The following is a 26,719-nucleotide window of genomic DNA, read 5'->3' as shown; positions in this document are numbered from 1 at the left end:
TGTAGAAGCGTAATATTTTGGCTAATTTTCAACAAATTTTATCAAGATGAAGCAAATTACGCTACTGTTTTTATTGATTGTGCAATCTGCAATTGCTCAAAAAGATTTGTTTAATCAAGTGGAAGCAAAAAATATCGGACCAACCATCATGAGTGGTCGTGTGGTAGATTTGGCAGTAAATCCGAAAAACACAACCGAATTTTATGTCGCTTATGCTACAGGCGGACTTTGGTACACTAATAATAACGGAACTTCTTTTTTGCCTGTAATGGATTCGGCAGAAACTGTTAATTGTGGTTCGGTTACGGTAGATTGGAATTCGGGAACTATTTGGGTAGGAACAGGAGAAGTAAATGCTTCGCGTTCGTCTTATGCTGGAGTTGGTGTTTTGAAATCTTCGGATAAAGGAAAAACTTGGGAAAATTTAGGATTAAAAGATTCGCATCATATTAGTCGAATTTGGGTCAACCCAAGCAATTTGAATGAAATTGTAGTTGCGGCTGTTGGACATTTATATACAACTAATAAAGAACGTGGTATTTATAAATCAACTGATGGTGGAAAATCTTGGAAACAAACCTTGTTTGTAGCTGAAGATACTGGAATTATTGATTTAGCGGTTTCGAAAAATAATCCAAAAATCATGTTTGCGGCGTCTTGGCAAAAAGATAGAAAAGCGTGGCATTTTGATGGCGATGGAGAAAAATCGGGCATTTACAAAAGTGAAGACGGTGGAACGTCTTGGAAATTAGTCACTACAAAAGAAAGTGGATTTCCGGCTAATGAAGGTATAGGAAGAATTGGTTTGACGCTATTCAATGAAAACTTGATTTATGCGGTTTTGGACAATCAAAACAAACGACCAAAAACCGCTTCAAAAAATAAATTGACCACAATGTTATCAACTCCGGGAGCTGATTTCATGGAAATCTCGAATAAAGAGCTGAATATTGCTTTGAAAGAAAGTGGTTTCAGAGATAAATATCGAGCGGAAAACATTAAAAATTGGGTTGCTGATAATAACATGGAACCAAAAGAAGTTTTAGCCGTTTTATCTGATGCAAATAAAGCGTTATTTGAAACCGAAGTAATTGGTTGCGAAGTTTACAAATCGGAAGATGGCGGAAAATCTTGGAAAAAAGCGAATCAGAATTATATCGACGATATGTTTTATACCTACGGATATTATTTCGCGAACATTTCGGTAGATGAGAAAAATCAAAATCGTGTTTATATTGGTGGAGTTCCGTTATTGTTTTCTGAAGATGGTGGAAAAAACTTCGCAATGATTAGTAAAGAAAATGTGCACGCTGATCATCATGTAACTTGGGTCAATCCCGAAAATCCAAATCACATTATCAACGGAAACGATGGTGGTGTGAATATTTCGTATGACAACGGAGCACATTGGATCAAGTGTAATAATGAAGCATTAGGGCAATTATATGCAGTAAATGTAGATTATCAAGAAAATTATAATGTCTATGGCGGGATGCAAGATAACGGCGTTTGGTTTGGACCTAATAATTACTCACACAATGTAGCTTGGCATCAAGAAGGGAAATATCCGTATCAAGAGTTAATTGGTGGTGATGGTATGCAAATCCAAATTGATAGTCGTAATCCAGATGTAGTTTTTACAGGTTATCAATTTGGGAATTACTACAAAATCAATCAGAAAGAAGGTAAGTTTGATTACATCACGCCAAAAGCGCCAAAAGGAGAAAAACCATATCGTTTTAATTGGCAAACGCCGATTTTGTTATCATCGCACAATCAAGATATTTTGTATATGGGTTCTGAGTTTTTACACCGGTCAATGAATCAAGGCGAAACTTGGGAACGAATTTCGGGTGATTTAACCAATGGTGCAAAAGAAGGAAATGTAGCTTTTGGAACGTTGACAACTATTTCAGAAAGTAAATTCCAATTTGGATTACTTTACACAGGTTCAGATGATGGGAAAATTCATGTTTCGAAAGATGGTGGTGTTTCTTGGCAATTGATTTCGGGTAATTTACCACAAAATTTTTGGGTTTCAAGAGTTGTTGCTTCGTCTCACAAAAAAGAAAGAGTTTATGCCACTTTAAACGGATATAGAAATGATATTTTTGAAAGCTACGCTTATGTTTCGGAAGATTTTGGTGCGACTTGGACATCAATTTCAAACGGATTAACTAATGCTGTGAATGTAATTGTTGAAGATTCGGCAAACGAGAATATTTTATATGTGGGAACTGATAATGGTTTATTTATTTCGTTAGACAAAGGTGTAACTTGGCAAGATTTCTCCAACGGAATGCCAAAAGTTGCAGTTCATGATGCGGTAATTCAAACCAAAGCAAAAGAATTAATCGTGGGAACTCACGGTCGTTCGATTTATAAAATGGATATATCAAAAGTTCAGGAATTAACTAAAGATGTTTTAGCTAAAAACCTGCATTTATTTAATGTGAATGATAGAACAAAATCAGATCGTTGGGGAACTCAAAATTACGCTTGGGAAAAACCAAGTGAGCCTTCGCAAGAAATTTGGTTTTATTCAAATGTTGATGGAATTGTGAATGTTTCGATTGCGAATGAAGCAGGATCGGTAGTTCATACTCAAAAAGTGGAAGCTAAAAAAGGATTGAATTCGTTTGCATACGATTATTTGCTTTCAATAGAAGTTGCTGAAAAGTGGAATAAGAAAGACAAAAATATCAAAATTAAAGAAGCTGAAAACAAGAAGTTTTATTTGCCTGTTGGGAAATACAAAATGACAGTTTCAAAAGATAAAGTATCAGAAAGCAAATCATTTGAAGTTTCAGCTCCAAAAAAATAAAACATGAAAAATCTAATTCTGTATTTGGCGATAATTTTATCCATGTCTTCTATGGCTCAAGACAAAAAAGCCTATCAAATTTTTGATAAAAAAGGTAAAAAATCGTCCTATGAAAAAGTTTTGAAAGCCAGCGAAAAGACTGATGTAGTTTTATTTGGTGAAATTCACGACAATTCATTAGTCCATTGGTTGCAGCTAGAATTTACAAAAGATTTGGCTCAAAGAAAGTCATTAGTTTTAGGTGCCGAAATGCTTGAAGCTGATAATCAAAAGCAACTCGACCAATATCTAAAAGGCAAAATCAATCAAAAACAATTAGATTCTTCGGCTCGCCTTTGGAAAAATTATAAAACCGATTACAAGCCTTTAGTTGATTTTGCCAAAGAGAAAAAAATTAATTTTATCGCTACAAATGTGCCTCGAAGATACGCTTCGTTAGTATTTAAAAAAGATTTAGTGGCTTTGGATTCGCTTTCTGCTCAAGAAAAATCTTGGATTGCTCAGTTGCCAATAGCATTTGATATTAATTTACTAGGTTATAAAAGCATGATGAGTATGCAAGGCGGTCATGCTGGTGAGAAAATGCCAAAAGCGCAAGCGATAAAAGACGCTACAATGGCTTATTTTATCAATAAAAACAGAAAAGAAAACAGCATTTTTGTGCATTACAACGGCACCTATCATTCTGATAATTATGAAGGAATCAATTGGTATTTAAGAAAGTTAGATGCTGGCATAAAAATTGTGACAATTGCCATGGTGGAACAAAAAGATATTACAAAATTAGAAGCCGAACATTACAATAAAGCGGACTTTATTCTCGTTATAGATGAAGACGTAACAAAAACGTATTAAAATAGTCTTATTTTGAAACCAAACGTTAGGGTTTTGTTTAATGTTGGATTCCTGCTTTCCGTTATAGTCCCGATGAATCGGGAGCTATCACTCCAATCAGGGATAGAAAACAATCGATAGTATGAAAAAATTAGTAGTTTTATTCACTTTAATAGTTGGTGCATTTGCCTTTTTCTCTTGTGAGGATTCAGACGATGTATCGGATGAGCCGTATTTAATTGTTAAATTTCAATTTGATCCTAATCAAGTGCGATTGAATAATTTGGGTCAACCTGCTACTATTCCATCTGGTCACGCAGCACAATCACCTGATTTTAATAAAATTAGTGCTCATTATTTTGAGTTGGCACCCACGGCTTATACGCAGCTCGGTAATGGAGCTATTTTATATCACGCAGATGAAACAACTGTAGGTGGAGCTGTAGCTATCGATTTTAGCAAAGCTGTTGTGGTTGGCGAAGGCGAAGCATTTTTGAGAATTCCATTAAGTCAAGTAGCACAAGGAAATTATGAATACGTTCGCGTTTCTTTGGCTTACCAAGAATATACTATTTCTGTTAGAAATGCAGGGACTGATTATCTAGGGAAATTAGCAAGTTTTGTTGGATATAACTCATACATCACAACACATTCTATTGGTAATAACTCTTTTCCTGTTAATGCAAATCGACTACAAGGTTACTGGGCTTTTGCCTTGAATGATTTTCCTTATGCAACTTCGGGGCAAGCACCAGCTGGAGCTACAACGGTTCCAAACCCAATTGCGGCTACTTCTCCAATACCTACGGGCTCTTGTGTAGTAACAGGGAAATTTGCACAAAATCTTATCATTAATGGTAATGAAACGCGTGATGTAGTGATTACTTTATCACTTTCTTCTAATAACAGTTTTGAATGGCAAGAAGTAACTTCAGATGGTAAATATGAGCCTTCAATAGGTGAAAATGTGGTTGATATGGGTTTAAGAGGATTGATTCCTACTTACGTCAAATAAATATATTTGTTAAAATATTATTTATCGACATGATTTTAAGCATCTAAGTTGCTGATATTCAACGATAGTTAAATTCATTTTAAAATCATTATAAATTAGCTCAAAAAGGTTGTGGTTAATTTCAAATAGCCTTATTTTTGTTTGATTTTTTATTAAACTAGTACAATCAAATAAAAATTATGGCAAAATCGGCACTATTAAAGTCATCTATCGTTAAAAAATACTGGATGGCTCTTACAGGTTTATTTTTATGCTTGTTTTTGGCGGGGCATTTGGCAGGAAATCTTCAATTGATTTTTGGAACCAGTAAGCAATTTAATGAATATGCATTATTCATGACCACCAATCCGGCAGTTAAGTTACTTTCTTATCTTACTTACATTTCAATTTTATTCCATGCTATTGATGGAATCATGTTAACAATCCAAAACAAAAAGGCAAGACCAGTTGGTTATGCTAAAACAGATGGTTCTTCAAGCAGTTTAGCTTCAAGAAATATGGCAGTTTTAGGAACAGTTATTATGGTTTTTATTGCTACACACATGGTAAATTTTTGGGCAAAAATGCATTTTGACAAAAACATGCCGTTAGTTCAAAAAGAAATGGACAATGGTATGGGACAAAAACAAATTCAGTTAGTGGGAACAAAAGATTCTCAAATGCCTTACATGCAATTGGATCAAAGCGGAAAATTATCTAAAGAATTTTTTGAGACAATCAAAATGCAAACACAAGGGCAATACGATTTAGAAGTGCAAGACATGACTAAAATCGTAAACAAAAAAACAGGTGAAGTAGTTTTTGAAGGTTACAAAGATTTGTATAAATTAACTGTAGACTTTTTTAAAGATGCTAAATACGGATTGTTTTTTACAATCGGTTATGTTTTAGCAATGTTAGCTTTGGCATTTCACTTATGGCATGGTTTTCAAAGTGCTTTTCAATCGCTTGGAGCTACTAGTTCAAAATTAACACCAGCAATCAAGTTTTTCGGAAGAGCATTCGCAATTATAGTTCCACTATTATTTGCAATTATTCCAGTTATCTTACACTTTAAAAAATAATCAACATCAGTATATATTATGAAGTTAGATTCTAAAATACCAGCAGGTCTGTTAAAAGACAAATGGACCGATCATAAAAATCACTTGAAATTAGTTGCGCCAAACAATCGACCAAAAATCGATATTATTGTGGTAGGAACTGGTTTAGCAGGTGCTTCTGCTGCCGCTTCTCTTGGAGAAATGGGGTACAATGTTAAAGCATTCTGTTTTCAAGATTCTCCTCGTCGTGCGCACTCAATTGCGGCTCAAGGAGGTATCAATGCAGCAAAAAATTATCAAAATGATGGTGATAGTATTTACCGTCTTTTTTATGATACAATTAAAGGTGGTGACTACCGTGCGCGTGAAGCAAACGTTCACCGTTTAGCAGAAGTTTCAGGAAATATTATCGACCAATGTGTGGCGCAAGGAGTTCCTTTCGCACGCGAATATGGCGGAATGTTAGACAACCGTTCGTTTGGTGGAACGCAAGTACAACGTACTTTCTACGCTGCTGGACAAACAGGACAACAATTATTATTAGGAGCTTATTCTGCTTTATCAAGACAAATCGGGTTAGGTCGTGTAAAAATGTACAACCGTCACGAAATGTTAGATTTAGTAAAAGTTGACGGAAAAGCGCGTGGAATTATCGCTCGTAACTTAATTACAGGAGAAATCGAAAGACATTCAGCTCACGCTGTTGTTATAGCTTCTGGAGGTTACGGAAACGTATATTTCCTTTCTACAAACGCAATGGGAAGTAATGTAACTGCTGGATGGAAAGTTCATAAACAAGGAGCGTTATTCGCAAACCCATGTTATGTTCAAATTCATCCAACTTGTATTCCAGTTCACGGAACTAATCAGTCAAAATTAACGTTGATGTCTGAATCGTTACGTAACTCAGGACGTATTTGGGTTCCAAAGAAAAAAGAAGATGCTGAAGCAATTAGAGCTGGTAAATTAAAACCAACACAAATTGCTGAAGAAGATAGAGATTATTATTTAGAGAGAAAATATCCAGCTTTTGGAAATTTAGTTCCTCGTGATGTGGCTTCAAGAGCTGCAAAAGAAGTTTGTGATGCTGGACACGGTATTGAAGCAAATGACACTAACGAAGGAGTTTACTTAGATTTTTCTACAGAAATTCAAACAAAAGGAAAACAATCAGCGTACGCAAAAGGAAATCACAATCCTACTCCAGAAGAAATTACAGCTTTAGGAAAACAGTGGTTAGAAGAGAAATATGGTAACTTGTTTACGATGTATCAAAAAATCACGGATGAAAATCCTTATGAAACGCCTATGAAAATTTATCCAGCGGTTCACTATACAATGGGTGGTGTTTGGGTTGATTATAACTTACAATCTACAATTCCAGGTTGTTTTGTTGCTGGAGAAGCAAATTTCTCTGACCATGGAGCAAACCGATTAGGAGCTTCGGCTTTAATGCAAGGTTTAGCAGATGGATATTTCGTTTTACCTTACACAATTTCTAACTATTTAGCTGACGAAATTAGAACTGGAAAAATCGCAACAGATTCTCCAGAATTCTTAGAAGCAGAAGCTAGAGTTAAAGATTCAATTAGTAAATTCTTAAACAACAACGGTTCTAAATCGGTTGATTATTTCCATAAAAAATTAGGTTTAATTATGTGGAATAAAGTTGGAATGGGAAGAAATGAAGCTGGCTTAAAAGAAGCTATTGCAGAAATCGCTCAGTTAAAAGAAGATTTCTACAAAGATGTGTATGTTCCGGGTAGTGCAGATGAATTAAATCCTGAGTTAGAAAAAGCTTTAAGAGTCGCTGATTTTATTGATTTAGGTCAATTAATGGCAATGGATGCTTTACAACGTAAAGAGTCTTGTGGAGGTCATTTCCGTGAAGAATATCAAGATGCTGAAGGAGAAACATTACGTGATGATGAAAATTTCAAATTTGTTGGAGCTTGGGAATACAAAGGTGATGACATCAGTAAAGAAGAACTTCACAAAGAAGAATTGAAATACGAAGAAATTAAAATTGCAGCTAGAAATTACAAATAAAATATTATGAGTGCAGCAAAAAATATCAATATAAACCTTAAAATTTGGCGTCAAAAGAATGCTAGTTCTAAAGGTAGCATAGAAACTTATAAATTAGATAATGTTTCTACTGCAAGTTCGTTTTTGGAAATGTTAGACCAATTAAACGAGCAATTAATTAACGAAAGAAAAGAGCCAGTTGCCTTTGATCACGATTGTCGTGAAGGAATTTGTGGATCTTGTTCATTATACATTAATGGACGTGCTCACGGACCTGATACAGGAATTACAACATGTCAGTTACACATGAGAATGTTTAACGATGGTGATACGATTTTCATCGAGCCATGGAGAAGTAAAGCTTTCCCAGTAATCAAAGATTTAGTTGTTGATAGAACGGCTTTTGATAGAATTCAGCAAGCAGGTGGTTTCGTATCAGTAAACACATCTGGAAACACTATTGATGCTAACTCTATTCCAGTTCCTAAAGTAGATGCAGACAAAGCGTTTGAAGCAGCAGCTTGTATTGGATGTGGCGCATGTGTGGCTACTTGTAAAAATGGTTCTGCGATGTTATTCGTTGGAGCTAAAGTATCGCAATATGCTTTATTACCACAAGGTAAAGTAGAAGCTACGCAACGTGTGTTAAACATGGTACGCCAAATGGACGAAGAAGGTTTCGGAAATTGTACGAATACTGGAGCATGTGAAATCGAATGTCCAAAAGGTATTTCGTTAGAAAACATCGCTCGTATGAACAGAGAATTTTTAAAAGCATCTGTGAAGTAATTCATAGAATCTTCAAAATAATAAAGACGCATTCATTCATTTGGATGCGTTTTTTGGTACTTTTAATAAAAATTTTATCCAATGAAAATTGCGCTTTTTCAAACCAAATTAGCTTGGGAAAATCCAGAAATCAATCGAACATTTATTGAAGAATATTTCCTAAACGAAGATGAATCGTTTGATTTATTTGTCTTGCCTGAAATGTTTACTTCAGGTTTTACTATGAATCCATCTACTGTTGCGGAAACCATGGAAGGCGAAACAATGACTTGGTTAAAAGATTTAGCAAAAAAGAAAACCTGTGCCATAACAGGAAGTTTAGTAATCAAAGAAAATGATAATTTCTACAACCGAATGGTTTTTGTTTTTCCTTCTGGAGAAGTACAGTATTACAACAAACGACATTTATTCACCTTAGCTGGCGAGGAAAAAGTCTATACAAAAGGAACAGAAAAAGTTATCGTAAACTATAATAATTGGAACATTTGCCTACAAATTTGCTACGATTTGCGCTTTCCGGTTTTTGTTAGAAATGTTGAAAATTACGATTTGTTGTTGTACGTTGCCAATTGGCCAAAACTACGAATTAATGCATGGGACGCTCTTTTAAAAGCACGTGCCATAGAAAATATGTGTTACACCATTGGCGTCAATAGAGTAGGCGAAGATGCCAATAAATTAGAATATCCTGGACATTCTAAGGCAACTGATTTTTTAGGAAATACAATTGTGGATTGCGAAAATGAATTAGGGGTTTTTATCTTCGAATTAGATAAAAATGCCCAACAAGAAACCCGTCAAAAATTGAATTTTCTTAATGATAGAGATGATTTTAAAATCATCTAATCCAATATAAAATCTTGTTCAACATCCCAATTCGCCCTAACATCAATAAGCTTCGGAAAGTAAATTATTTCTTCGGCTTGTTTTTTAGCCAAGTAATTTCCTGTTGTCCATTCGTTGTCAGAGTTATCGTCGTAGATGATTCTAATGGTGTATAATCTTGGTTCAATGGTTTCAAAATACACACTTGTTTCTTTGTTTGAAGTTGTTTTGTATAAAACTTCATTTTTATCTAGCAGCTCTACTATAAAAGGAAAGCGTTTGATATTTGAGATGTTGATTTTTAAATTCCCATAATCGGAAAGTTGTTTGGTACTAAAATTATATTTTAGTGAATCGTTCCCTTTCTCATAAAAATCTTTGATAGCACCCGGAAGTAATTCCATGGTGTACTTTTCGTCTTCTTTCTTCTCAAAATCAAAAACAATTTCTTGTTCAAAATCAATATATTTTGATGTAAATTTTACAGTTGTAGAATCTTTACTTCGTAATACAATTTTAGATTCATCAATAGCAGTTATTGGAGTTGTTGATTTAAGAACAAAGGCATCTCTGAAGGCTAAAATATTTCCTGTTTTATTTTCAATATCAAGCGAATCTGCTTCTTTTAACGTTTTAAGTTTAGAAACGAATTTTTTAAAGTAGGTACCGTTAGTAACAGAAATTTGTAAAGAATCCATTTTTATATTGGGATAAAAAATCTGAACCGAATCTTTATCTTTTACAGGGAATTTTCCTATTTTAATTGGTACTTCGGTATTGCCATAAGAAGCGGTAACTTTAGTGTTTCTATAGTCGCCTTCGTATCCTAAGAAAAGTTTGTTGTTGCTTTCCTGTGTTGGTTTGTCTGCTTTAAAAGGTTGCTTTTCTTGAAACAATTCTAATTCAAACATGTCTGAAGTTGGAATCGTTATAGGAGAATCAATAAATCCAATTTTATCTGTTGCTGGATTGTATTTGTTGTTGCCAGCTTTGTCTTTCATGGCTACAATTTTATAAGAGCCTTCTTTTAAGTTTTCTAATGAAAAGACTTTTAAACTGTCTAGTGTATTGGTAATGTATAACGGAGTTTCTTTATAAACAGTTGAATCAGTAAATGTTTTTGCATCATAAAGCATAATCGAAACAAAACTATCAGGTTTTTGTTCGTAAGCATCTTTTACTTTTCCAACTACAGTTAAAGAATCCACATAATTTCCTGTCGAAAAAACATATTTGAATTGCGAATACGGATTTCCTTCATTATTATCGGTAATACTTTGTCCGAAATTAAAACTATATGTAGTGTTTTCTTGTAAAGTGTCTAAAATTTTAATTGAGATATATTTACTTGCGCTTCCTTGAGGAACAATTATAGGTTGTTTTTTCATTGGAGGCGAAATAATCAATTGTTTGTTGATGTCTTTAATTTTAATAAGTTCGTTAAAGCTAATCTTGATTTCGTTTCCTTTAAAATTTGTAGTAAAATTTTCAGGATTACTACTCGTAATTTTTGGAGCAATAGTATCTTTATCACCACCAGTAATTGTTCCACGCTTAGCGCAATTGGTTAATAATAAAAGACTTGCTAATAAAAAAGCTAGATATTTAAATTTTGTCATTTTTTCAAATAATGTGGTTACAAAATAACGACTATAATTAGTACAAACATACAATTTTTAGTAATTTTTATGATAGCGTGTATGCAATGGTTACGATACTAACTTTGCTGTTTGGAATTTTTAACAAAGCTTTGGCACAAGCTTCAAGTGTAGCGCCCGATGTCATTACATCGTCCACAAGCAAGAAATGTTTGTTGTGGTCAGCTTCGGTGAAATTTACATCAAACAAGGAATTGGCAATATCTTTTCTGTTTTCTTTGTCTTTCTTTGTTTGTGTTTTCGAATAGCGACTACGATATAAAAGATTTGGATTATAAGGAATTTTAAGTTCATTTGACAAAGCATCACAAAAAGTAGTAATCTGATTATAACCACGTTCTTCTAATCTTTTTTTATGTAATGGAACCGGAATTATTTCCGATACAGTTTGTATTTGACTAACAGATTCTAAATCTTTGGCATACCATTTTCCAAGCAAGGAGCCCACTTCTTGATGATTTTTATATTTTAAATTGTGAATTAAATTTTGAACAATACCTTTATGATGAAAATACAACATTGATGCACTAAATTCTATAGGAATTATGCCATAAAATTTTTTTGTTGTATCATTGCTCTCTAAAAGATGATGATTAGTAATAGGTAAATTATGATTGCATTCGCTACAAATAATTTTCTCATTATTGAGTAATAAAGCATTGCAACCTAAGCAAAGTTTTGGAAAAAGTAAGTTTATCAGATATTTAAGCATTTTATCGATTAATTATATCAACTTTAACAATTTTGAATAAATTTATAAAAAAGTTTATAAAATGACACTTAAAAAGAAAAAAATAGCTCAAATCAGCATCATATTATTGATGGTTTTGTCGTTGTTGCTAAGTGTTAAATTTTATAAAGTTTCGACTGATTTTGACAAATATGTTGAAAATTCTGATTTAGAACAAAAAGTTTTAGAGAGTCAATTGTCTGAAATACTATACAAATATGACTCAATTAGCATAAAAAGTAAAATAGATAGCCTTCGTTTTGAGGAACAATTAAAGTTAGCTCAAACAAATTTATTTGCACAAAAAAACGCAAAAATTAATTCTATAGATGATGCAATTGTAAATAATGCTAAAAATGAGCAAAGCAAAAAAGCAATTGGTCTTTCAGTCCTAAAAGCTGAACGCAATACAATATCAAAAATTAAAACTTCTCAATTAACAGCGCTAAATGTTACTGCTAAAGGTGTTAAAATTTATTCTGACTCATACAAAATGAGTGAGTCGAAAATTCAACAATTACGTGTTTGTTTTACTTTAGAAGAAAATCAAATGGCACATTCTGGTAATAAAACAGTTTATGTGCAAGTGGTAAACCCAAAGAATCAAATTATTTCCTCTGGTAATACTTTTATAGAATCAAGCAATAATACTAAATTACAATATAGCGCATCAGTTAATGCAAACTATCAAAAAAAGGATACTGATGTTTGTACCTATGTAGATTTAGAAAAAAACAAAACAATTAAAGGAAAATACAAAATCAATATCTACCACGATTTTGTTAAAATTGGCACAACCATTTTCGAATATTAATAATTCTTATTTTTATTCTTCAATTTCTTTTCTTTATTTCATTCCTATTTTTACTTTTGCAGTATGGCAAAACAAGATGATATTTTTAAAAATGTAGTTTCGCATGCAAAAGAATACGGATTTATATTTCCGTCAAGCGAAATTTACGATGGTTTAAGTGCAGTTTATGACTATGCACAAAACGGTGTAGAGTTAAAAAAGAACATCCGTGAATACTGGTGGCAATCTATGGTGCAAATGCACGAAAATATTGTAGGATTAGACGCTGCAATTTTGATGCATCCAACCACTTGGAAAGCTTCTGGTCACGTTGATGCTTTTAACGACCCATTAATCGATAATAAAGATTCTAAAAAAAGATACCGTGCCGATGTTTTAATTGAGGATTATGCCGAAAAATTAAATCAAAAAGCACAAAAAGAAATTGATAAAGCTCGTGAGCGTTTTGGTGCTTCATTTGATGAAGAGCAATACAAAACAACTAATCCACGTGTGATGGAATATTTGTCTAAAAAGAAGGAAATTCTGGAAAGAATGGCGCGTTCTTTAGAGACAGAAAACCTTGCAGATGTAAAAGCATTAATCGAAGAATTAGAAATTGCTTGTCCAGAAAGTGGTTCAAAAAACTGGACCGATGTGAAGCAATTCAACTTAATGTTCGGAACAAAATTAGGTGCTTCAGCTGAAAGCGCGATGGATTTATACCTTCGTCCAGAAACGGCTCAAGGGATTTTCGTAAACTTTTTAAACGTTCAAAAAACAGGCCGTATGAAAATTCCTTTCGGAATTGCTCAAACGGGTAAAGCGTTTAGAAACGAAATTGTAGCAAGGCAATTTATTTTCCGTATGCGCGAATTTGAACAAATGGAAATGCAGTTTTTCGTGAAACCAGGAGAAGAAATGAAATGGTACGAATACTGGAAAACAACACGTTTAAATTGGCATTTGTCGCTTGGTTTAGGGAAGGAAAATTACCGTTTCCACGACCACGAAAAATTAGCGCATTACGCAAATGCTGCTGCGGATATCGAATTCAACTTTCCATTCGGATTTAAAGAATTAGAAGGAATTCACTCAAGAACCGATTTCGATTTGAAAGCACACGAACAATTTTCGGGTAAAAAATTACAATATTTTGATAACGACACCAATTCGAACTATACGCCTTATGTGGTAGAAACTTCGGTTGGTTTAGACAGAATGTTCTTAGCAGTTTTTTCAAACTCCTTACAAGAAGAAGTTTTAGAAGATGGTTCAACAAGAACAGTTTTACGTTTGCCTTCGGTATTAGCGCCAACAAAAGCTGCCGTTTTACCATTAGTTAAAAAAGACGGCTTGCCAGAAATAGCTCGTAAAATCATCGATGATTTGAAATGGGATTTCAACGTAGCGTATGATGAAAAAGATGCGGTTGGAAGACGTTATAGAAGACAAGATGCATTAGGAACTCCATTCTGTATTACCGTAGATCATCAAACATTAGAAGATGAAACGGTAACGATTCGTCACAGAGATTCTATGCAACAAGACAGAGTGAAGATTTCAGTATTACGCGATATTATCAATAACGAAGTTTCAATGAGAAACTGGTTGATGAAAATGTAGTCGATAAGTAAAAAGTAAAAACCCCAAATTTCAATTAAATTTGGGGTTTTCTTATATTCTGAACACTAGAAACTGAGCACTGAACACTACTCACTTAAAGCATTCCAGCCTCTTGCTTTTAATTCAATCTTCGTATTCGCTCTTGTGATTAAATGATTTCCTTCGGTAGCGGCAACCATGTGTCCAATTACGGTGAAATTTGGATTGCCTTTGATTTTATCAAAATCTTCCATTTTAATGGTGAAAAGCAATTCGTAATCTTCGCCACCGCTTAATGCTACGGTTGTGATGTCTAAATTAAATTCTTCGCACACATTAATCAATTGTGGATCAACCGGAATTTTCTCTTCGTATAAATTACAACCTACATTGCTTTGTTTGCACAAATGTAAAATCTCAGACGATAAACCATCTGAAATATCAATCATTGAAGTTGGCTTGATTTCTAATTTTTCTAATAATTCTTTAATGTCGTTGCGAGCTTCTGGTTTTAATTGACGTTCGATTAAATACGTATAATCATCTAAAACAGGTTGGTTGTTTGGGTTGACTTGAAATACTTGTTTTTCGCGTTCCAATACTTGTAATCCCATATAAGCCGCACCAATGTCGCCCGAAACTACTAATAAATCATTTTCTTTCGCTCCGTTTCTATATACGATATCTTCTAAATTCGCTTCACCAATAGCGGTAATGCTAATGATTAATCCTTTTTGCGAAGATGTTGTGTCGCCACCAATCACGTCTACATTGTAAATTTTTGAGGCTAACGTAATTCCTTCAAATAATTCTTCCAAAGCTTCTAAAGGAAAACGATTCGAAACCGCTACCGAAACCGTAATTTGAGTCGGAGTAGCATTCATCGCACAAATGTCAGATACATTGGCAACAACCGCTTTGTATCCTAAGTGTTTTAACGGCATGTAAGCCAAATCAAAATGAACGCCTTCTACTAATAAATCAGTTGAAATTACTGCTTTTTTATCTCCAAAATCTAATACCGCAGCATCGTCTCCTATGCTTTTAAGTGTTGACTCGTGAGTAATGGTAAAGTTTTTAGTTAAGTGTTTAATTAAGCCAAATTCACCTAATTGCGACAAACTGGTTCTTGATTGGTCTTTATTTTCTAACATGGATTATTTTTTTTGCAAAAGTACGGTTTTATTGTTACACAAAGTAGCGCAAAGTTTTTTACAAAGTATCGCAAAGTAAATTTTTAAAATCTTCGAATCTACGGTTTAAAAGGGCGCTAAGTTTCGCTAAGTTTTACAAAGAACTTTATAAAGTTTTTTTAAATCTCGGTGTATCTCTAAGTTGCTCGGTGTATCTCTGTGTAATAACTTCTAACTTCCAGCTTCCAACTCATTCAACTTCTCATAAATTAGCCCAGTTTCATAGCCTTTACGAAGTAAGAAATCAACGAATTTTTTATTTCTTTTTTGACCTTTTTGTTCGGTGATGTTGCCCCAATGTTTTTCGGATAAACGATGAAAATTTTCTAAATAGGTTTCCTCTGGAATTTCTTTTAACGCAATTGTGATGATGCGAGACGAAATATTTCGAAATTTCAATTCGTTCACAATGCGATTTTTACCCCAAAATTTATAGTTATGCTTACCGCGAACAAAACTCTGTGCAAAACGTTCTTCGTTGATGAAATTATTTTCGATAAGATAAGTCAGAATTTCCTCTTTTTCAGAAGAATTAACCGAAAATGAATACAATTTTCCCTCCACTTCTTTATAACAGCGCTCTTGATAAGCACAGTAATATTCCATCTTGGTATAGATTTCTTTTAAGGAAAAAGCGGATTTATTAGTTTTCAATTCGTTAACAATTTAATAATGCAATAAATATTTCATAATCAAAAAATTATGATTTATCTTTGTAGGCTTTTTTTTAATCAAAGAAGGCGAAATTTAACCAAATCTAATATTTTCATTCAAAGTTATGAAATTAAAATTATTTATTGTTGCGTTATTTTGCTCGGTTGCGAGTTGGGGACAGATTTATCAGCATGATTTTGGAACAACCGCTATTGCAGCTCATCCTTACAATGTTGCGCCAGGAATTATTGATGCTAATTTATCAGTATCTTCATGGTCAAATAGCACTGGAGCATGGACATCTTTTGCAGGAAGTGCGGGTCAAGCAATTTCTTTAAATAATTCTTCAGGAACTCCAACTGTTACACTAACTTTTAATGTTGCAGGAGGTTATCAATTAGATGTAACTAGTTTTAGTTTTTGGACAAGAAGAAGCACTACTGGCGCTCAAAATTGGTCAATGACAATTAATGGAATAAGTGTTGGTGCAGGATCTGTCTCTACAGGAGGAGCTAATACAGGTACTGTTGTTGTGGGAAGTCCTGTTTTATCCCAAACGGGCACGATAACAGTTATTTTGTCCTTAAATGGAGCAACAGGATCTGGTACGTTTAGATTAGATGATTTCACTTTAAATGGTACAGTTACTCCAACAGCCGCTTCACCTGAAATCAACCTTCAAGGAAATAGTATAGATATAGTTAGTGGAGATGCAACGCCAGCTTTAGCAGATCATACTGATTTTGGTGCTGTTTCAACTGCTTCAGGAACAATTGTTAGAACATTTACGATACAAAATATAGGAACTGCTGCCTTAAACTTAACAGGAGTGAGTCCTTATGTGACTATTTCAGGAGCAAATGCAGCTGATTTTACAGTTACAGCAATTCCGTCTAATAGTATTGCGGTTTCAGGAAATACAACTTTTCAAGTAACTTTTGACCCATCTGCAGATGGTTTAAGAACGGCAACTATAAGCATTGCAAATAATGATAGTAATGAAAATCCATATACTTTCGCTATTCAAGGAAATGGAATAAGTGCGCCAGTAATTACAAGTTCTCTATCAGCATCGGGTAATCAAGGCTCTTCTTTTACTTATACAATTACAGCAACAAACTCCCCAACGAGTTATAATGCAACAGGATTGCCAGCTGGTTTGTCTATAGATACGGCAACAGGAATTATTACTGGAACGCCAACGGTTGCAGGAAGTTTTAATATTACTATTACAGCTACAAATGGAATAGGTGCTGATAACGAAACTTTAGTTTTGACTTTAGGAACAGGTCCTTGTTTAAGTGAAGCATTTGCAGTTAATACTTTGCCTTCTGGATGGATTCAAAATACTGTTACATTTACTTCTAATTATGCTGAATTTGGAGGTAATAATAGTGAATTAACTATGGTTTCGGTTTCAAATCCTCTTTCATTGACTTTTAATTTGGCTAGAACAACAAACGCCACTGCAAAAGATTTGATTGTGGAAGTCTCAACAACAAGTCAAGTAGCTGGCTTTACAACTGTTTCAACTTATAATCATGGAAATACAATTTCTGGAGGAGTTACAAACTGTACTATAGATTTATCAGCTTATACTTCATTTTCGACAGTTTATATAAAATTCAGAAAATCGTCAGGAACAACATCTCCATGGAGATTAGATGACATCCAAGTTTTCTGTGGAACACCAGCAGCAGTAGAAATGATTGTTTTGGGCAACGGAAATGAAATCGTAGATGGTGATATAACTCCAAATCTAACAGATGATACTGATTTTGGTTCAACTATAGTTGGAAATAGTAGTTCAACTATTTTTACTATCGAAAATTCGGGTATTGACCCTTTAGTATTAACAGCAGCTTCTCCATATGTTTCTATTTCGGGTGCAAATGCAGGGGATTTTAGTGTATCTATCATTCCAAGTGCTTCAATTGCAGCTTCAGGAACAACAACTTTTGAAATTACATTTCAACCTTCTGCTTCAGGATTAAGATCGGCAACATTAAGTATTGCAAACAATGATAGTGATGAAAATCCATATAATTTCAATATTCAAGGAAATGGAACTGTTTGTTCGCCTTCTACCTCGATAAGTTCAATAACACCTACATCAGGTCCGCCTGGAACTGTAATAACAATAAATGGAACTGGGTTTTCTTCTGCTACTTCAGTTTTGTTTGATTCTTTATTAGCTAGTTTTACAGTAGTCTCGAATACATTAATGGAAGTAATAGTTCCCAATAATGCTTCTATAGGTAGTATTTTTATTCAGGATACAGGAGGTTGTAGTTTGCCTTTATTAACTTTTTCAGTAATTAAAGAAGATGATTCATCTTGTGAAGGAACTCCAGCTACTACCGATTTAATTATTTACGATATTCATGATGAAAAAACGGGTTCAGGAGGATTCATAACTTTGTATAATGGAACAGCTGCTGTAGTTGATTTAACTAACTATAGCATTTGGAGAACAAGTAATCATGATGATGGAAATGAAGTAGATTACGCTACTTTAACAGGAACAATAGCGCCAGGAACTTTAGGGATTTTAAAAGTTTCAACTGGTAGTTGTGGCCCTGCATCTACAAACGGCACAATTGACAATGGATTTAATGAAAATGATGGAATTCAATTAAGAAATGCTGCAGGAACTGTAGTAATTGACGATGTAGATACTTACCCATTGGCTCCAGGATATTATATGGTTAGAGATGTTGGGGCTTTAAACGCAAGACCATCATACGTTGCAGCAGACTGGATTACAATACCATTAGCCGCTGGAGAATGTTATCCAAGTGCTGGTTTGCTTCTTCCTAATACAGGCGTACCACCAGTTGTAACTGCGCATCCAACATATACACCTTCTTGTAGTGCTACATCAGCGATTTTAACTACAGCTGGTACGGAAGGATTTGCAGGAGGAAATGCATTAACTTATCAATGGTATTTTGCGGCACCAGGTAGCGCAACTTGGACAGCTGTTACAAATGGAGGAATTTATAGTGGTGCAACTACTGCCTCTTTGTCAATTTCTTCAACTACAGGAATTATAAATTACCAATATTACTGTCAAATAAGAGAGAATACAGCCACTTGTTATAAAGCAAGTAATGCTGTGAAAATTACAGATACAAGTGCTACAACTTGGAATGGTACAACTTGGTCAAATGGAACTCCAGATTTAAGTAAATTAGCAATCATAAACGGTGACTATGATACAACATCTCATGGCGATTTCGAATGTTGTAGTTTATTTGTAAACCCAGGTTTTACATTAAATATTCAAACAGATGATTTTGTTTTAATTCAAAATGATATAACAAATAATGGCACTTTAAATATTTTAAATAACGGTTCATTAGTACAAGTAAACGATTTAGGTGTTAACACTGGAAACATTTCTTACCAAAGAATAGCATCGGTAAAACTTCAAGATTATGTGTATTGGTCGTCACCAGTAAGTGGTTTTGATGTGAATAGTATTTCACCATTAACACCAGCTTATTATCATTGGCAATGGAATCCAACTATTTTAAATCCAAATGGAGGAGAAGGAAATTGGGTAAATGCATCCACAACAATGTCGGGTGGTAATGGATATATAGTAAGAGCGCCAAATGGTTTTAGTAATACTGCAAATCAAAACTGGATAGCTACATTTAATAATGGCGTTCCAAATAATGGCGTTTATACTCCAACTATTGAAAGAGGATCAAATCTAAATGCAGGAACTGCTGGTCCAAATGGTGTAATGAGATTAGCTACAGATGATAACTGGAATTTACTAGGAAATCCGTATCCATCATCAATAAGCATTAATTCATTCTTAACCGCTAATACAGAACTTGATGGTTTCATAAGGCTTTGGACTCATGGTACATTGCCTAGTACAGCTATATTAGATCCTTTTTATGATAATTTCGTTTCAAATTATACCGCTGGAGATTATATTGCACTTAATGGTTCTGGAGCTACAAGCGGTCCTGGTGCGCCTGGTGTAATTGGAGCAGGACAAGGTTTCTTTGTTTTAATGAATCCAGGGACTCCGACTACATCATCCGCTTTGTTTAACAATGCAATGCGAAGTAAAAATTATTCAAATAGTCATTTTTATAGAAATGCAAATTCTACGAATGCGGGTCCTAGTGGCAACACCGAGCGTCATAGAATTTGGTTAGACTTAATAAGCCCAACAAATGAAACAACAAGAACTTTAGTGGCTTATGTAGAAGGCGCAACTGCCAGAAAAGATAGAATGTTTGATGCGTTTACAGATTATAAATTAGCTCAAAACTTCTATTCTTTAATTGATGATCAAGTTATGGCTATTCAAGGTAAAGGCTTGCCATTTGAACAAGAAGATAGAGTTCCATTAGGCGTTAAAACACCTTCAAATGGAATTTATAAAATTGCTATTGCGGCCGTTGATGGTTTATTTGAAAGTGGTCAAAACATTTATTTAGAAGATAAATCTTTAGGCGTTATTCATGATTTAAGACAAAATCCATATTCGTTTACTGGAACTTATGGAATTCTTAATGATAGATTTGTGTTACGTTACACTAACGAAACTTTAAGCAATGATGATTTTGAAAACAATTTTGATGTATTAATTTCTTCACATGATGCAATTAAAGTTTATTCAAATTCAACAACAATTCAAAGTGTTCAAATCCATAATGTTCTTGGTCAATTATTAATAACCGAGAGAAATGTTAACGCAAACACATTTGAATTAAATACACTACAAAAAAATAATGCTCCTTTGATTATTCAAGTTGTACTTACTAATGGTAAAAAAATAGCTAAGAAATTGATTTTCTAATAATTATAATTTATTTAAAAAAAGCGACTATAAATAGTCGCTTTTTTTGTTGATTTAATAGGGAATTAACAAAATCATTTTATATTTGTAATCCCAACAAATCTATAATAAAATGAAAAAAAGAATACTAATTGTATCTTTAGTGTTTTTATTTAAAAGCAATTTATGGTCTCAAAATAAATCAACTTCTCTAAACAAGGCAGATTTAGTAACGAACGTTAAAACATTAGAAAAAAACAAAACTTCCAATTTTTCAAACCATTTGAGTCAAGCCCGACAGTTTGCTCCAAATGGAGTTGTTCGTTGTGCAACAACAGAATACACAAAAAGTAAACAAGGAAAAGGATTAATGCCCTCTGATGAGGCTTTTGAGGCGTGGTTAGCGCCAAAAATTAACGAAATTAAACGATTACGTCAAACAGGTAGACTTCCAGGAGTTATTTCTATTCCAGTTGTAGTACATGTTATTCATAATGGTGACGCCATTGGAGTAAATGAAAATATAGCTAATGGACAAGTATTGTCTCAGATTCAAGTTTTCAATGAAGATTTCAGAAAAATTGCTGGATCACCAGGTGATGGAATTGGAGTTGACACTACAATTGAATTTTGTTTAGCTCAAATTGATCCCAACGGAAATCCTACAAACGGAATTGATAGAAGAAATCTTGGTACAGCATCTTTTAATGGCGCAGCTGTAGAAGCCGCAAAAGCTTCTACAATTTGGGATCCAACAAAATATTTGAATATGTGGACATTCAATTTTGGAGGAGATTTAGCAAGTGTTTTAGGGTATGCACAATTCCCAACAGGTTCTGGGTTACAAGGAATGCCAGAAGAGGATTGTATTACAGGAGAAGCGTCAACCGATGGAGTTGTTTGCGCTTATTCTACTTGGGGTTCTAGAACTTTATTCCCGGGAGGAAATTATGGAGGAACTTCTTACGATAAAGGAAGAACAATGACACACGAAGTAGGACATATGTTTGGATTACGCCATATTTGGGGTGATGGAGGATGTGGAGTTGATGACTTTTGTGCCGACACTCCTGTTGCAGGGGCAGCAAATTTTGGTTGTCCAATTGGTACTGATTCGTGTCCTGCAAATCCAGGAAATGATCAAATTCAAAATTACATGGATTATACAGATGATGCTTGTATGAGTATTTTTACACAAGATCAAAAAGACAGAATGTTAGCGGTATTAATGAATTCGCCTCGTAGAGATGATTTACTTGTTTCAACAGTGTGTAATCCAGTAGCAACGCCATTTATACAATTTAAAAGAACAGCTTGCGAGGTTAGAGCACCAAAAAGTGTTTTAGAAGGTAACGGATGTAGTTATGCAGAATATACAATTCCTTTAAATATTGATAGAGCACCTTCCCAAAATGCAGTTGTAACTTTTAGTATTGATGTAGCCTCTGTTGCAAATGCATCAGATATTCAAATAATCACCCCGACTGTAACCTTTAATTCAGGTGTCACAGCGGATCAAAATTTTGTATTTAGAGTTTTAAACGATGGTAATGTAGAGCCAGATGAGGAATTAATAATTTCTTTTACTGTTAACGCTAATGGAGGTAATGCCATTGCAAATCCTAATGAAGGAAATCTTTTTAAGATTACAATTGTTAATGATGACTTTGCTCCTACATTAACTCAAACGATTAATTTATTAACTGAAGATTTTGAAGACTTAACAGGTTGGTTATTAATAGATGGAGATGCTGATACTTGGGGTATTGTTAATGGAGCTGGAGGAATAGGAACAGCGCCTAATACAATTGTAGGAAGATGTGCTTATTCTGAAAAAAACAGAGCTTATCTAGGCGGAGGGGGAAATGCCACACCAAATAATTATTTGATTTCACCTCAAATAACAATTCCTGCAAGTGCCACTTCGGTTAGTATGTCCTATATATTTGCTGCATTTGGTGCAGATGCAGGAAATTATATTGTTTATTTTACAACAAATGCTACAACAGCAGCAAATATTACAGCAGGAACTACTTTACAAACATCGTCAACTATAGCCCAAAACACTTCCGTGCTAAGAACACATGATTTATCAGCTTTTATTGGTCAAACTGGGCATATCGTTTTTCGCCATACTAACAATAATGCAACTGATGGTTTATTACTTTTAGATAATTTAAATATCACTTCAGTAGTTGAAACCCCTGTTCAAACAGAGCTTAATGTAGCAACAGCTTATACGACTACATTAAAATCTAGCGGGCAATTATATGCTAAGGATAGTTCTACAGGAAGAATAATGTCTGGTATCAATGCAAGCACAAGTTTTGATTATGGCTGTACAACTGTTTATGTTGATAGAAGTAATACTTCAGTCGGAAGCCCAACGTCACCTTTTACAGATGCTATTGCGGCTAATGCAATTTTGTCTAAAACATTTAGAGTAATTCCTCAAAATGACAGCCCAACAGCAAGTTATTCTATTTCTTTTTATTATACAGAAGCGGAAGTGGCAGCATGGGAAACCGCAACTGGAAAATCAAGAAATGATTTATTTATTATTAAAGTTGTTAATAATCCTGTAAGTGTTGTAAATCAAGTAAATTTTGCTACTTATACTATCGAGTCACAACCGGTTACCATAAGCTCTTTTGGAACAAATGTTGTTTTTCAAGCAACCTTTACCTCTTCTTTATCAGGAGGATATACTTTAGGTCCTCAATCAGTTGTTAATTGTGGTGATGTTACTTCAACTTGGAATGGAACAACATGGAGTAATGGTGTGCCTTACGATAAGATAGTTGCGGTAATTAATGGAAATTATAATACAACAACAAATGGTAGTTTAACATGTTGTAGTTTAGTGGTGAATTTAGGAGCAGTTGCTACTATTGGCGGAAATACAAATATAACAGTTGGCGGAAATATTACAGTAGATGGTACTTTAAATGTATTGAATAATGGCTCATTAGTTCAAATTGATGATACAGCAGTTAATACGGGAAATATTTCTTACGAACGAAGCGTTTCAATTAGAATGAATGATTATGTTTATTGGTCATCGCCAATAAGTAACTTCAATGTAAATGCTATTTCTCCGTTAACGCCATCAGCAAATATCTTAAGATGGAATCCAACTATTGCAAATGCAAATTCAGGATTTGGGGATTGGGTTTCAGCTGCAAATGAAATAATGATGCCAGCTACTGGATATATCGTTAGAGGTCCAGATAATTTTACTAATACAGCGCAAAACTATACGGCGAATTTTGTTAGTGGAATACCAAATAACGGAGTAATTACAACAGCAATTTCTAGAGGAAATTTTACAGGAGGTTCATACAACGGAACTAACGGCGCACAAATTACAAGATTGGATGATAACTGGAATTTAGTCGGAAATCCTTATCCTTCGGCTATTCGTGCTTTAGATTTCTTAAATTTAAATACTAATATTGAAGGAGCTATACGTTTGTGGACACATGCTAATTTACCATCTTCTGCAATTTCTTCACCTTTTTATGGAACTACACAATCTAATTATACTCCTGCTGATTATATTACCTATAATGGTTTAGGAACAGTAAGTGGTCCACTAGGTTTTAATGGATATATTGCAGGCGGACAAGGTTTCTTTGTACAAATGAACGATGGAGCTGCAGCTACTCAAAATGTTACTTTTAATAATTCATTACGAAGCGCTTCTTATGCAAATAACCAGTTTTATAGAAATGCTCAAGGAGAAGAAAATCCTAGTGTGGTAGCAGCAAGAATTTGGTTAGATATCGTAGATAGTAGAAATAATTCTGATAGAACTTTAGTTGGTTATACTGAAGGAGCAACCGCAGGGAAAGACCGTCTTTATGATGCGATAACAGCTGCCGGACTTTCGATGAAAATTTATTCTGTATTGGAAGATAATTTACTAACTATCCAAGGAAAGTCGTATCCTATGGATACGAATGATAGAGTAGCTTTAGGAGTAAATATAACAACGGATGGTAATTACTCAATTGCAATTGCAGCATTAGATGGAGTTGCTTCTGACTTACCAATTTATTTAGAAGATAAAGTTTTAGGAATAATCCATGATTTAAGACAAAACCCTTATTCGTTTTCTGCATCAATGGGTAAATTTAATGATAGATTTGTTTTGCGATACAATAATGAAACGTTAGGAAATACTGACTTTGTTGCTAACGATGAGGTAATGGTGATTTCAAACAATACGATTCAAGTGGTTTCAAATACGACTTCAATAAGCAATGTGAAAATTTACAATGTGTTAGGTCAATTGCTTTTAGATTCAAACGAAGTAAGTGTTACTAAATTTGAAAATTCAAAAATTCAAAAAAACAACGTTGCTTTATTTGTTCAAGTAACGCTAGAAAACGGAGCTAAAGTAACTAAGAAAATAATTTTTTAAGTTCAAAATATATTTTAACTAAAAGCTCAATCGTTAAAGATTGGGCTTTTTTTATTTCATATGAAATCAATTTTGTATTTTTGAACTTTATCAAACAATCACAATGGACAATATAAAACAATACGTTCAAGAAAATAAAGAACGTTTTTTAAACGAGTTAATCGAACTTTTAAAAATACCATCAGTAAGTGCTGATAGCGCTTATGCTCACGATGTTGTATTGACAGCCGAAGCAGTTAAAGCAAGTCTAGAAAAAGCAGGTTGCGATTTTGTAGAACTTTGCGAAACGCCTGGTTACCCAATTGTTTACGGAGAAAAAATCATCGATAAAAATTTACCAACGGTTTTGGTTTACGGACATTACGATGTGCAACCACCAGATCCAATTGAATTATGGACATCGCCACCTTTTGAACCTATAATTAAAACGACAGAAATTCACCCAGAAGGAGCTATTTTTGCTCGTGGTGCTTGCGATGACAAAGGTCAAATGTACATGCACGTGAAAGCTTTTGAATACATGATTCAAAACAATTGCTTGCCATGTAACGTAAAATTCATGATTGAAGGCGAAGAAGAAGTTGGTTCAAAAAGTTTAGGATGGTTCGTAGAAAGAAATCAAGAAAAATTAGCGAATGATGTAATTTTGATTTCGGATACCGGAATGATTTCTAATCAACAACCATCAATCACAACAGGTTTGAGAGGTTTGAGTTATGTTGAAGTTGAAGTTACAGGTCCAAACAGAGATTTACACTCAGGTTTATACGGTGGAGCAGTTGCGAATCCAATTAACGTGTTAACCAAAATGATTGCTTCGTTACATGATGAAAACAATCATATTACGATTCCTGGTTTTTACGATAAAGTAGAAGAATTATCTGCTGCTGAAAGAGCTGAAATGGCAAAAGCACCGTTCTCATTAGAGAAATACAAAAAAGCCTTAGATATCGAAGATGTTCACGGTGAAACAGGTTATGTTACTAATGAAAGAAATTCTATTCGTCCAACATTAGACGTTAACGGAATTTGGGGTGGCTACACGGGTGAAGGAGCTAAAACAGTTATCGCAAGCAAAGCTTTTGCGAAAATTTCGATGCGTTTAGTGCCAAATCAAGATTGGGAAGAAATTACAGAATTGTTTAAAAAACATTTCGAAAGTATCGCTCCTAAATCAGTGAAAGTGGTAGTAAAACCGCATCATGGTGGACAAGGTTATGTAACGCCTATTGATAGCGTTGGTTATAGAGCTGCAAACAAAGCCTATACTGAAACTTTTGGTGTTCCTGCAATTCCTGTTCGTTCAGGCGGAAGTATTCCTATTGTGGCTTTATTTGAGAAGGAATTAAAGAGTAAAACTATTTTAATGGGATTTGGTTTAGATAGTGATGCGATTCACTCACCAAACGAACATTTTGGAGTTTTCAATTACTTAAAAGGAATTGAAACCATTCCACTATTCTACAAGTATTTCACAGAAATGAATAAATAAAAA

At 34.1% G+C, this 26,719-nt stretch carries 16 protein-coding genes; 12 read left to right on the top strand and 4 right to left on the bottom strand.

Annotated features, from left to right (window positions below):
- Positions 1 to 46 precede the first annotated feature (46 nt).
- The 7 genes from GFJ94_RS05190 to GFJ94_RS05160 all read left to right on the top strand — a co-directional run bounded on the left by GFJ94_RS05190 (position 47) and on the right by GFJ94_RS05160 (position 9,379).
- Entirely contained in the window at positions 47 to 2,824 is a 2,778-nt protein-coding gene (locus GFJ94_RS05190; RefSeq protein WP_153200520.1) for a sialidase family protein, read from the top strand.
- Between the two features lie 3 nt (positions 2,825 to 2,827).
- Entirely contained in the window at positions 2,828 to 3,679 is an 852-nt protein-coding gene (locus GFJ94_RS05185) for a ChaN family lipoprotein (protein WP_153200519.1), read from the top strand.
- A 121-nt stretch (positions 3,680 to 3,800) separates the two neighbouring features.
- Positions 3,801 to 4,673 (top strand): hypothetical protein, encoded by an 873-nt coding sequence (locus tag GFJ94_RS05180; protein ID WP_153200518.1) that lies wholly within the window; start codon positions 3,801 to 3,803, stop codon positions 4,671 to 4,673.
- Between the two features lie 179 nt (positions 4,674 to 4,852).
- On the top strand, positions 4,853 to 5,737 hold the full coding sequence (locus GFJ94_RS05175; RefSeq protein ID WP_153200517.1) for a succinate dehydrogenase cytochrome b subunit: 885 nt from the start codon (positions 4,853 to 4,855) through the stop codon (positions 5,735 to 5,737).
- Between the two features lie 18 nt (positions 5,738 to 5,755).
- Positions 5,756 to 7,765: a fumarate reductase/succinate dehydrogenase flavoprotein subunit gene (locus GFJ94_RS05170; protein WP_153200516.1), complete on the top strand. Its 2,010-nt coding sequence runs from the start codon at positions 5,756 to 5,758 to the stop codon at positions 7,763 to 7,765.
- Positions 7,766 to 7,771: 6 nt separating this feature from the next.
- On the top strand, positions 7,772 to 8,533 hold the full coding sequence (locus GFJ94_RS05165; RefSeq protein WP_153200515.1) for a succinate dehydrogenase/fumarate reductase iron-sulfur subunit: 762 nt from the start codon (positions 7,772 to 7,774) through the stop codon (positions 8,531 to 8,533).
- Positions 8,534 to 8,614: 81 nt separating this feature from the next.
- Positions 8,615 to 9,379: a nitrilase family protein gene (locus tag GFJ94_RS05160; protein WP_153200514.1), complete on the top strand. Its 765-nt coding sequence runs from the start codon at positions 8,615 to 8,617 to the stop codon at positions 9,377 to 9,379.
- Here the strand turns inward: GFJ94_RS05160 and GFJ94_RS05155 are convergent.
- Complete coding sequence (locus GFJ94_RS05155) at positions 9,376 to 10,977, bottom strand: Ig-like domain-containing protein (RefSeq protein WP_153200513.1); 1,602 nt, start codon at positions 10,975 to 10,977, stop codon at positions 9,376 to 9,378. The two genes, GFJ94_RS05160 and GFJ94_RS05155, sit on opposite strands and share 4 nt — an antisense overlap.
- Before the next feature lie 67 nt (positions 10,978 to 11,044).
- Entirely contained in the window at positions 11,045 to 11,728 is a 684-nt protein-coding gene (locus GFJ94_RS05150) for a ComF family protein (RefSeq protein ID WP_153200512.1), read from the bottom strand.
- Positions 11,729 to 11,789: 61 nt separating this feature from the next.
- On the opposite strand from GFJ94_RS05150, the gene GFJ94_RS05145 reads away from it, so the two are divergent.
- Together GFJ94_RS05145 and GFJ94_RS05140 are read left to right on the top strand one after the other, a co-directional pair.
- On the top strand, positions 11,790 to 12,560 hold the full coding sequence (locus GFJ94_RS05145) for a hypothetical protein (protein ID WP_153200511.1): 771 nt from the start codon (positions 11,790 to 11,792) through the stop codon (positions 12,558 to 12,560).
- A 63-nt stretch (positions 12,561 to 12,623) separates the two neighbouring features.
- Entirely contained in the window at positions 12,624 to 14,165 is a 1,542-nt protein-coding gene (locus GFJ94_RS05140) for a glycine--tRNA ligase (RefSeq protein ID WP_153200510.1), read from the top strand.
- Positions 14,166 to 14,251: 86 nt separating this feature from the next.
- Here GFJ94_RS05140 and thiL read toward each other — a convergent pair whose 3' ends face one another.
- Together thiL and GFJ94_RS05130 are read right to left on the bottom strand one after the other, a co-directional pair.
- On the bottom strand, positions 14,252 to 15,298 hold the full coding sequence (gene thiL / locus GFJ94_RS05135) for a thiamine-phosphate kinase (protein WP_153200509.1): 1,047 nt from the start codon (positions 15,296 to 15,298) through the stop codon (positions 14,252 to 14,254).
- Positions 15,299 to 15,508: 210 nt separating this feature from the next.
- On the bottom strand, positions 15,509 to 15,943 hold the full coding sequence (locus GFJ94_RS05130; RefSeq protein ID WP_153200508.1) for a regulatory protein RecX: 435 nt from the start codon (positions 15,941 to 15,943) through the stop codon (positions 15,509 to 15,511).
- Positions 15,944 to 16,115: 172 nt separating this feature from the next.
- On the opposite strand from GFJ94_RS05130, the gene GFJ94_RS05125 reads away from it, so the two are divergent.
- From GFJ94_RS05125 to GFJ94_RS05115, 3 genes are all read left to right on the top strand, one after another.
- Positions 16,116 to 20,819, top strand: coding sequence for a choice-of-anchor D domain-containing protein (locus GFJ94_RS05125; protein ID WP_153200507.1), 4,704 nt, complete (start codon positions 16,116 to 16,118; stop codon positions 20,817 to 20,819).
- Between the two features lie 112 nt (positions 20,820 to 20,931).
- Positions 20,932 to 25,224 carry a M43 family zinc metalloprotease gene (locus GFJ94_RS05120; protein ID WP_153200506.1) on the top strand — a complete coding sequence of 1,431 codons (4,293 nt, stop codon included), beginning with the start codon at positions 20,932 to 20,934 and terminating at the stop codon, positions 25,222 to 25,224.
- A 103-nt stretch (positions 25,225 to 25,327) separates the two neighbouring features.
- On the top strand, positions 25,328 to 26,716 hold the full coding sequence (locus GFJ94_RS05115; protein WP_153200505.1) for a dipeptidase: 1,389 nt from the start codon (positions 25,328 to 25,330) through the stop codon (positions 26,714 to 26,716).
- Positions 26,717 to 26,719 lie beyond the last annotated feature (3 nt).

This window comes from Flavobacterium sp. LMO8, assembly GCF_009495755.1.
In the GTDB taxonomy this organism is placed as follows: Bacteria; Bacteroidota; Bacteroidia; order Flavobacteriales; family Flavobacteriaceae; genus Flavobacterium.
The sequence above is the reverse complement of the archived record's forward strand: the minus strand, read 5'-3'. Positions and strand labels throughout refer to the sequence as shown.

What these genes read in the sequence shown, in the direction of transcription:
- GFJ94_RS05190 (WP_153200520.1), top strand. Translation starts at nt 47, where the DNA reads ATGAAGCAAATTACGCTACTGTTTTTATTGATTGTGCAATCTGCAATT.
- GFJ94_RS05185 (WP_153200519.1), top strand. Translation starts at nt 2,828, where the DNA reads ATGAAAAATCTAATTCTGTATTTGGCGATAATTTTATCCATGTCTTCT.
- GFJ94_RS05180 (WP_153200518.1), top strand. Translation starts at nt 3,801, where the DNA reads ATGAAAAAATTAGTAGTTTTATTCACTTTAATAGTTGGTGCATTTGCC.
- GFJ94_RS05175 (WP_153200517.1), top strand. Translation starts at nt 4,853, where the DNA reads ATGGCAAAATCGGCACTATTAAAGTCATCTATCGTTAAAAAATACTGG.
- GFJ94_RS05170 (WP_153200516.1), top strand. Translation starts at nt 5,756, where the DNA reads ATGAAGTTAGATTCTAAAATACCAGCAGGTCTGTTAAAAGACAAATGG.
- GFJ94_RS05165 (WP_153200515.1), top strand. Translation starts at nt 7,772, where the DNA reads ATGAGTGCAGCAAAAAATATCAATATAAACCTTAAAATTTGGCGTCAA.
- GFJ94_RS05160 (WP_153200514.1), top strand. Translation starts at nt 8,615, where the DNA reads ATGAAAATTGCGCTTTTTCAAACCAAATTAGCTTGGGAAAATCCAGAA.
- GFJ94_RS05155 (WP_153200513.1), bottom strand. Translation starts at nt 10,977, where the DNA reads ATGACAAAATTTAAATATCTAGCTTTTTTATTAGCAAGTCTTTTATTA.
- GFJ94_RS05150 (WP_153200512.1), bottom strand. Translation starts at nt 11,728, where the DNA reads ATGCTTAAATATCTGATAAACTTACTTTTTCCAAAACTTTGCTTAGGT.
- GFJ94_RS05145 (WP_153200511.1), top strand. Translation starts at nt 11,790, where the DNA reads ATGACACTTAAAAAGAAAAAAATAGCTCAAATCAGCATCATATTATTG.
- GFJ94_RS05140 (WP_153200510.1), top strand. Translation starts at nt 12,624, where the DNA reads ATGGCAAAACAAGATGATATTTTTAAAAATGTAGTTTCGCATGCAAAA.
- thiL (WP_153200509.1), bottom strand. Translation starts at nt 15,298, where the DNA reads ATGTTAGAAAATAAAGACCAATCAAGAACCAGTTTGTCGCAATTAGGT.
- GFJ94_RS05130 (WP_153200508.1), bottom strand. Translation starts at nt 15,943, where the DNA reads ATGGAATATTACTGTGCTTATCAAGAGCGCTGTTATAAAGAAGTGGAG.
- GFJ94_RS05125 (WP_153200507.1), top strand. Translation starts at nt 16,116, where the DNA reads ATGAAATTAAAATTATTTATTGTTGCGTTATTTTGCTCGGTTGCGAGT.
- GFJ94_RS05120 (WP_153200506.1), top strand. Translation starts at nt 20,932, where the DNA reads ATGAAAAAAAGAATACTAATTGTATCTTTAGTGTTTTTATTTAAAAGC.
- GFJ94_RS05115 (WP_153200505.1), top strand. Translation starts at nt 25,328, where the DNA reads ATGGACAATATAAAACAATACGTTCAAGAAAATAAAGAACGTTTTTTA.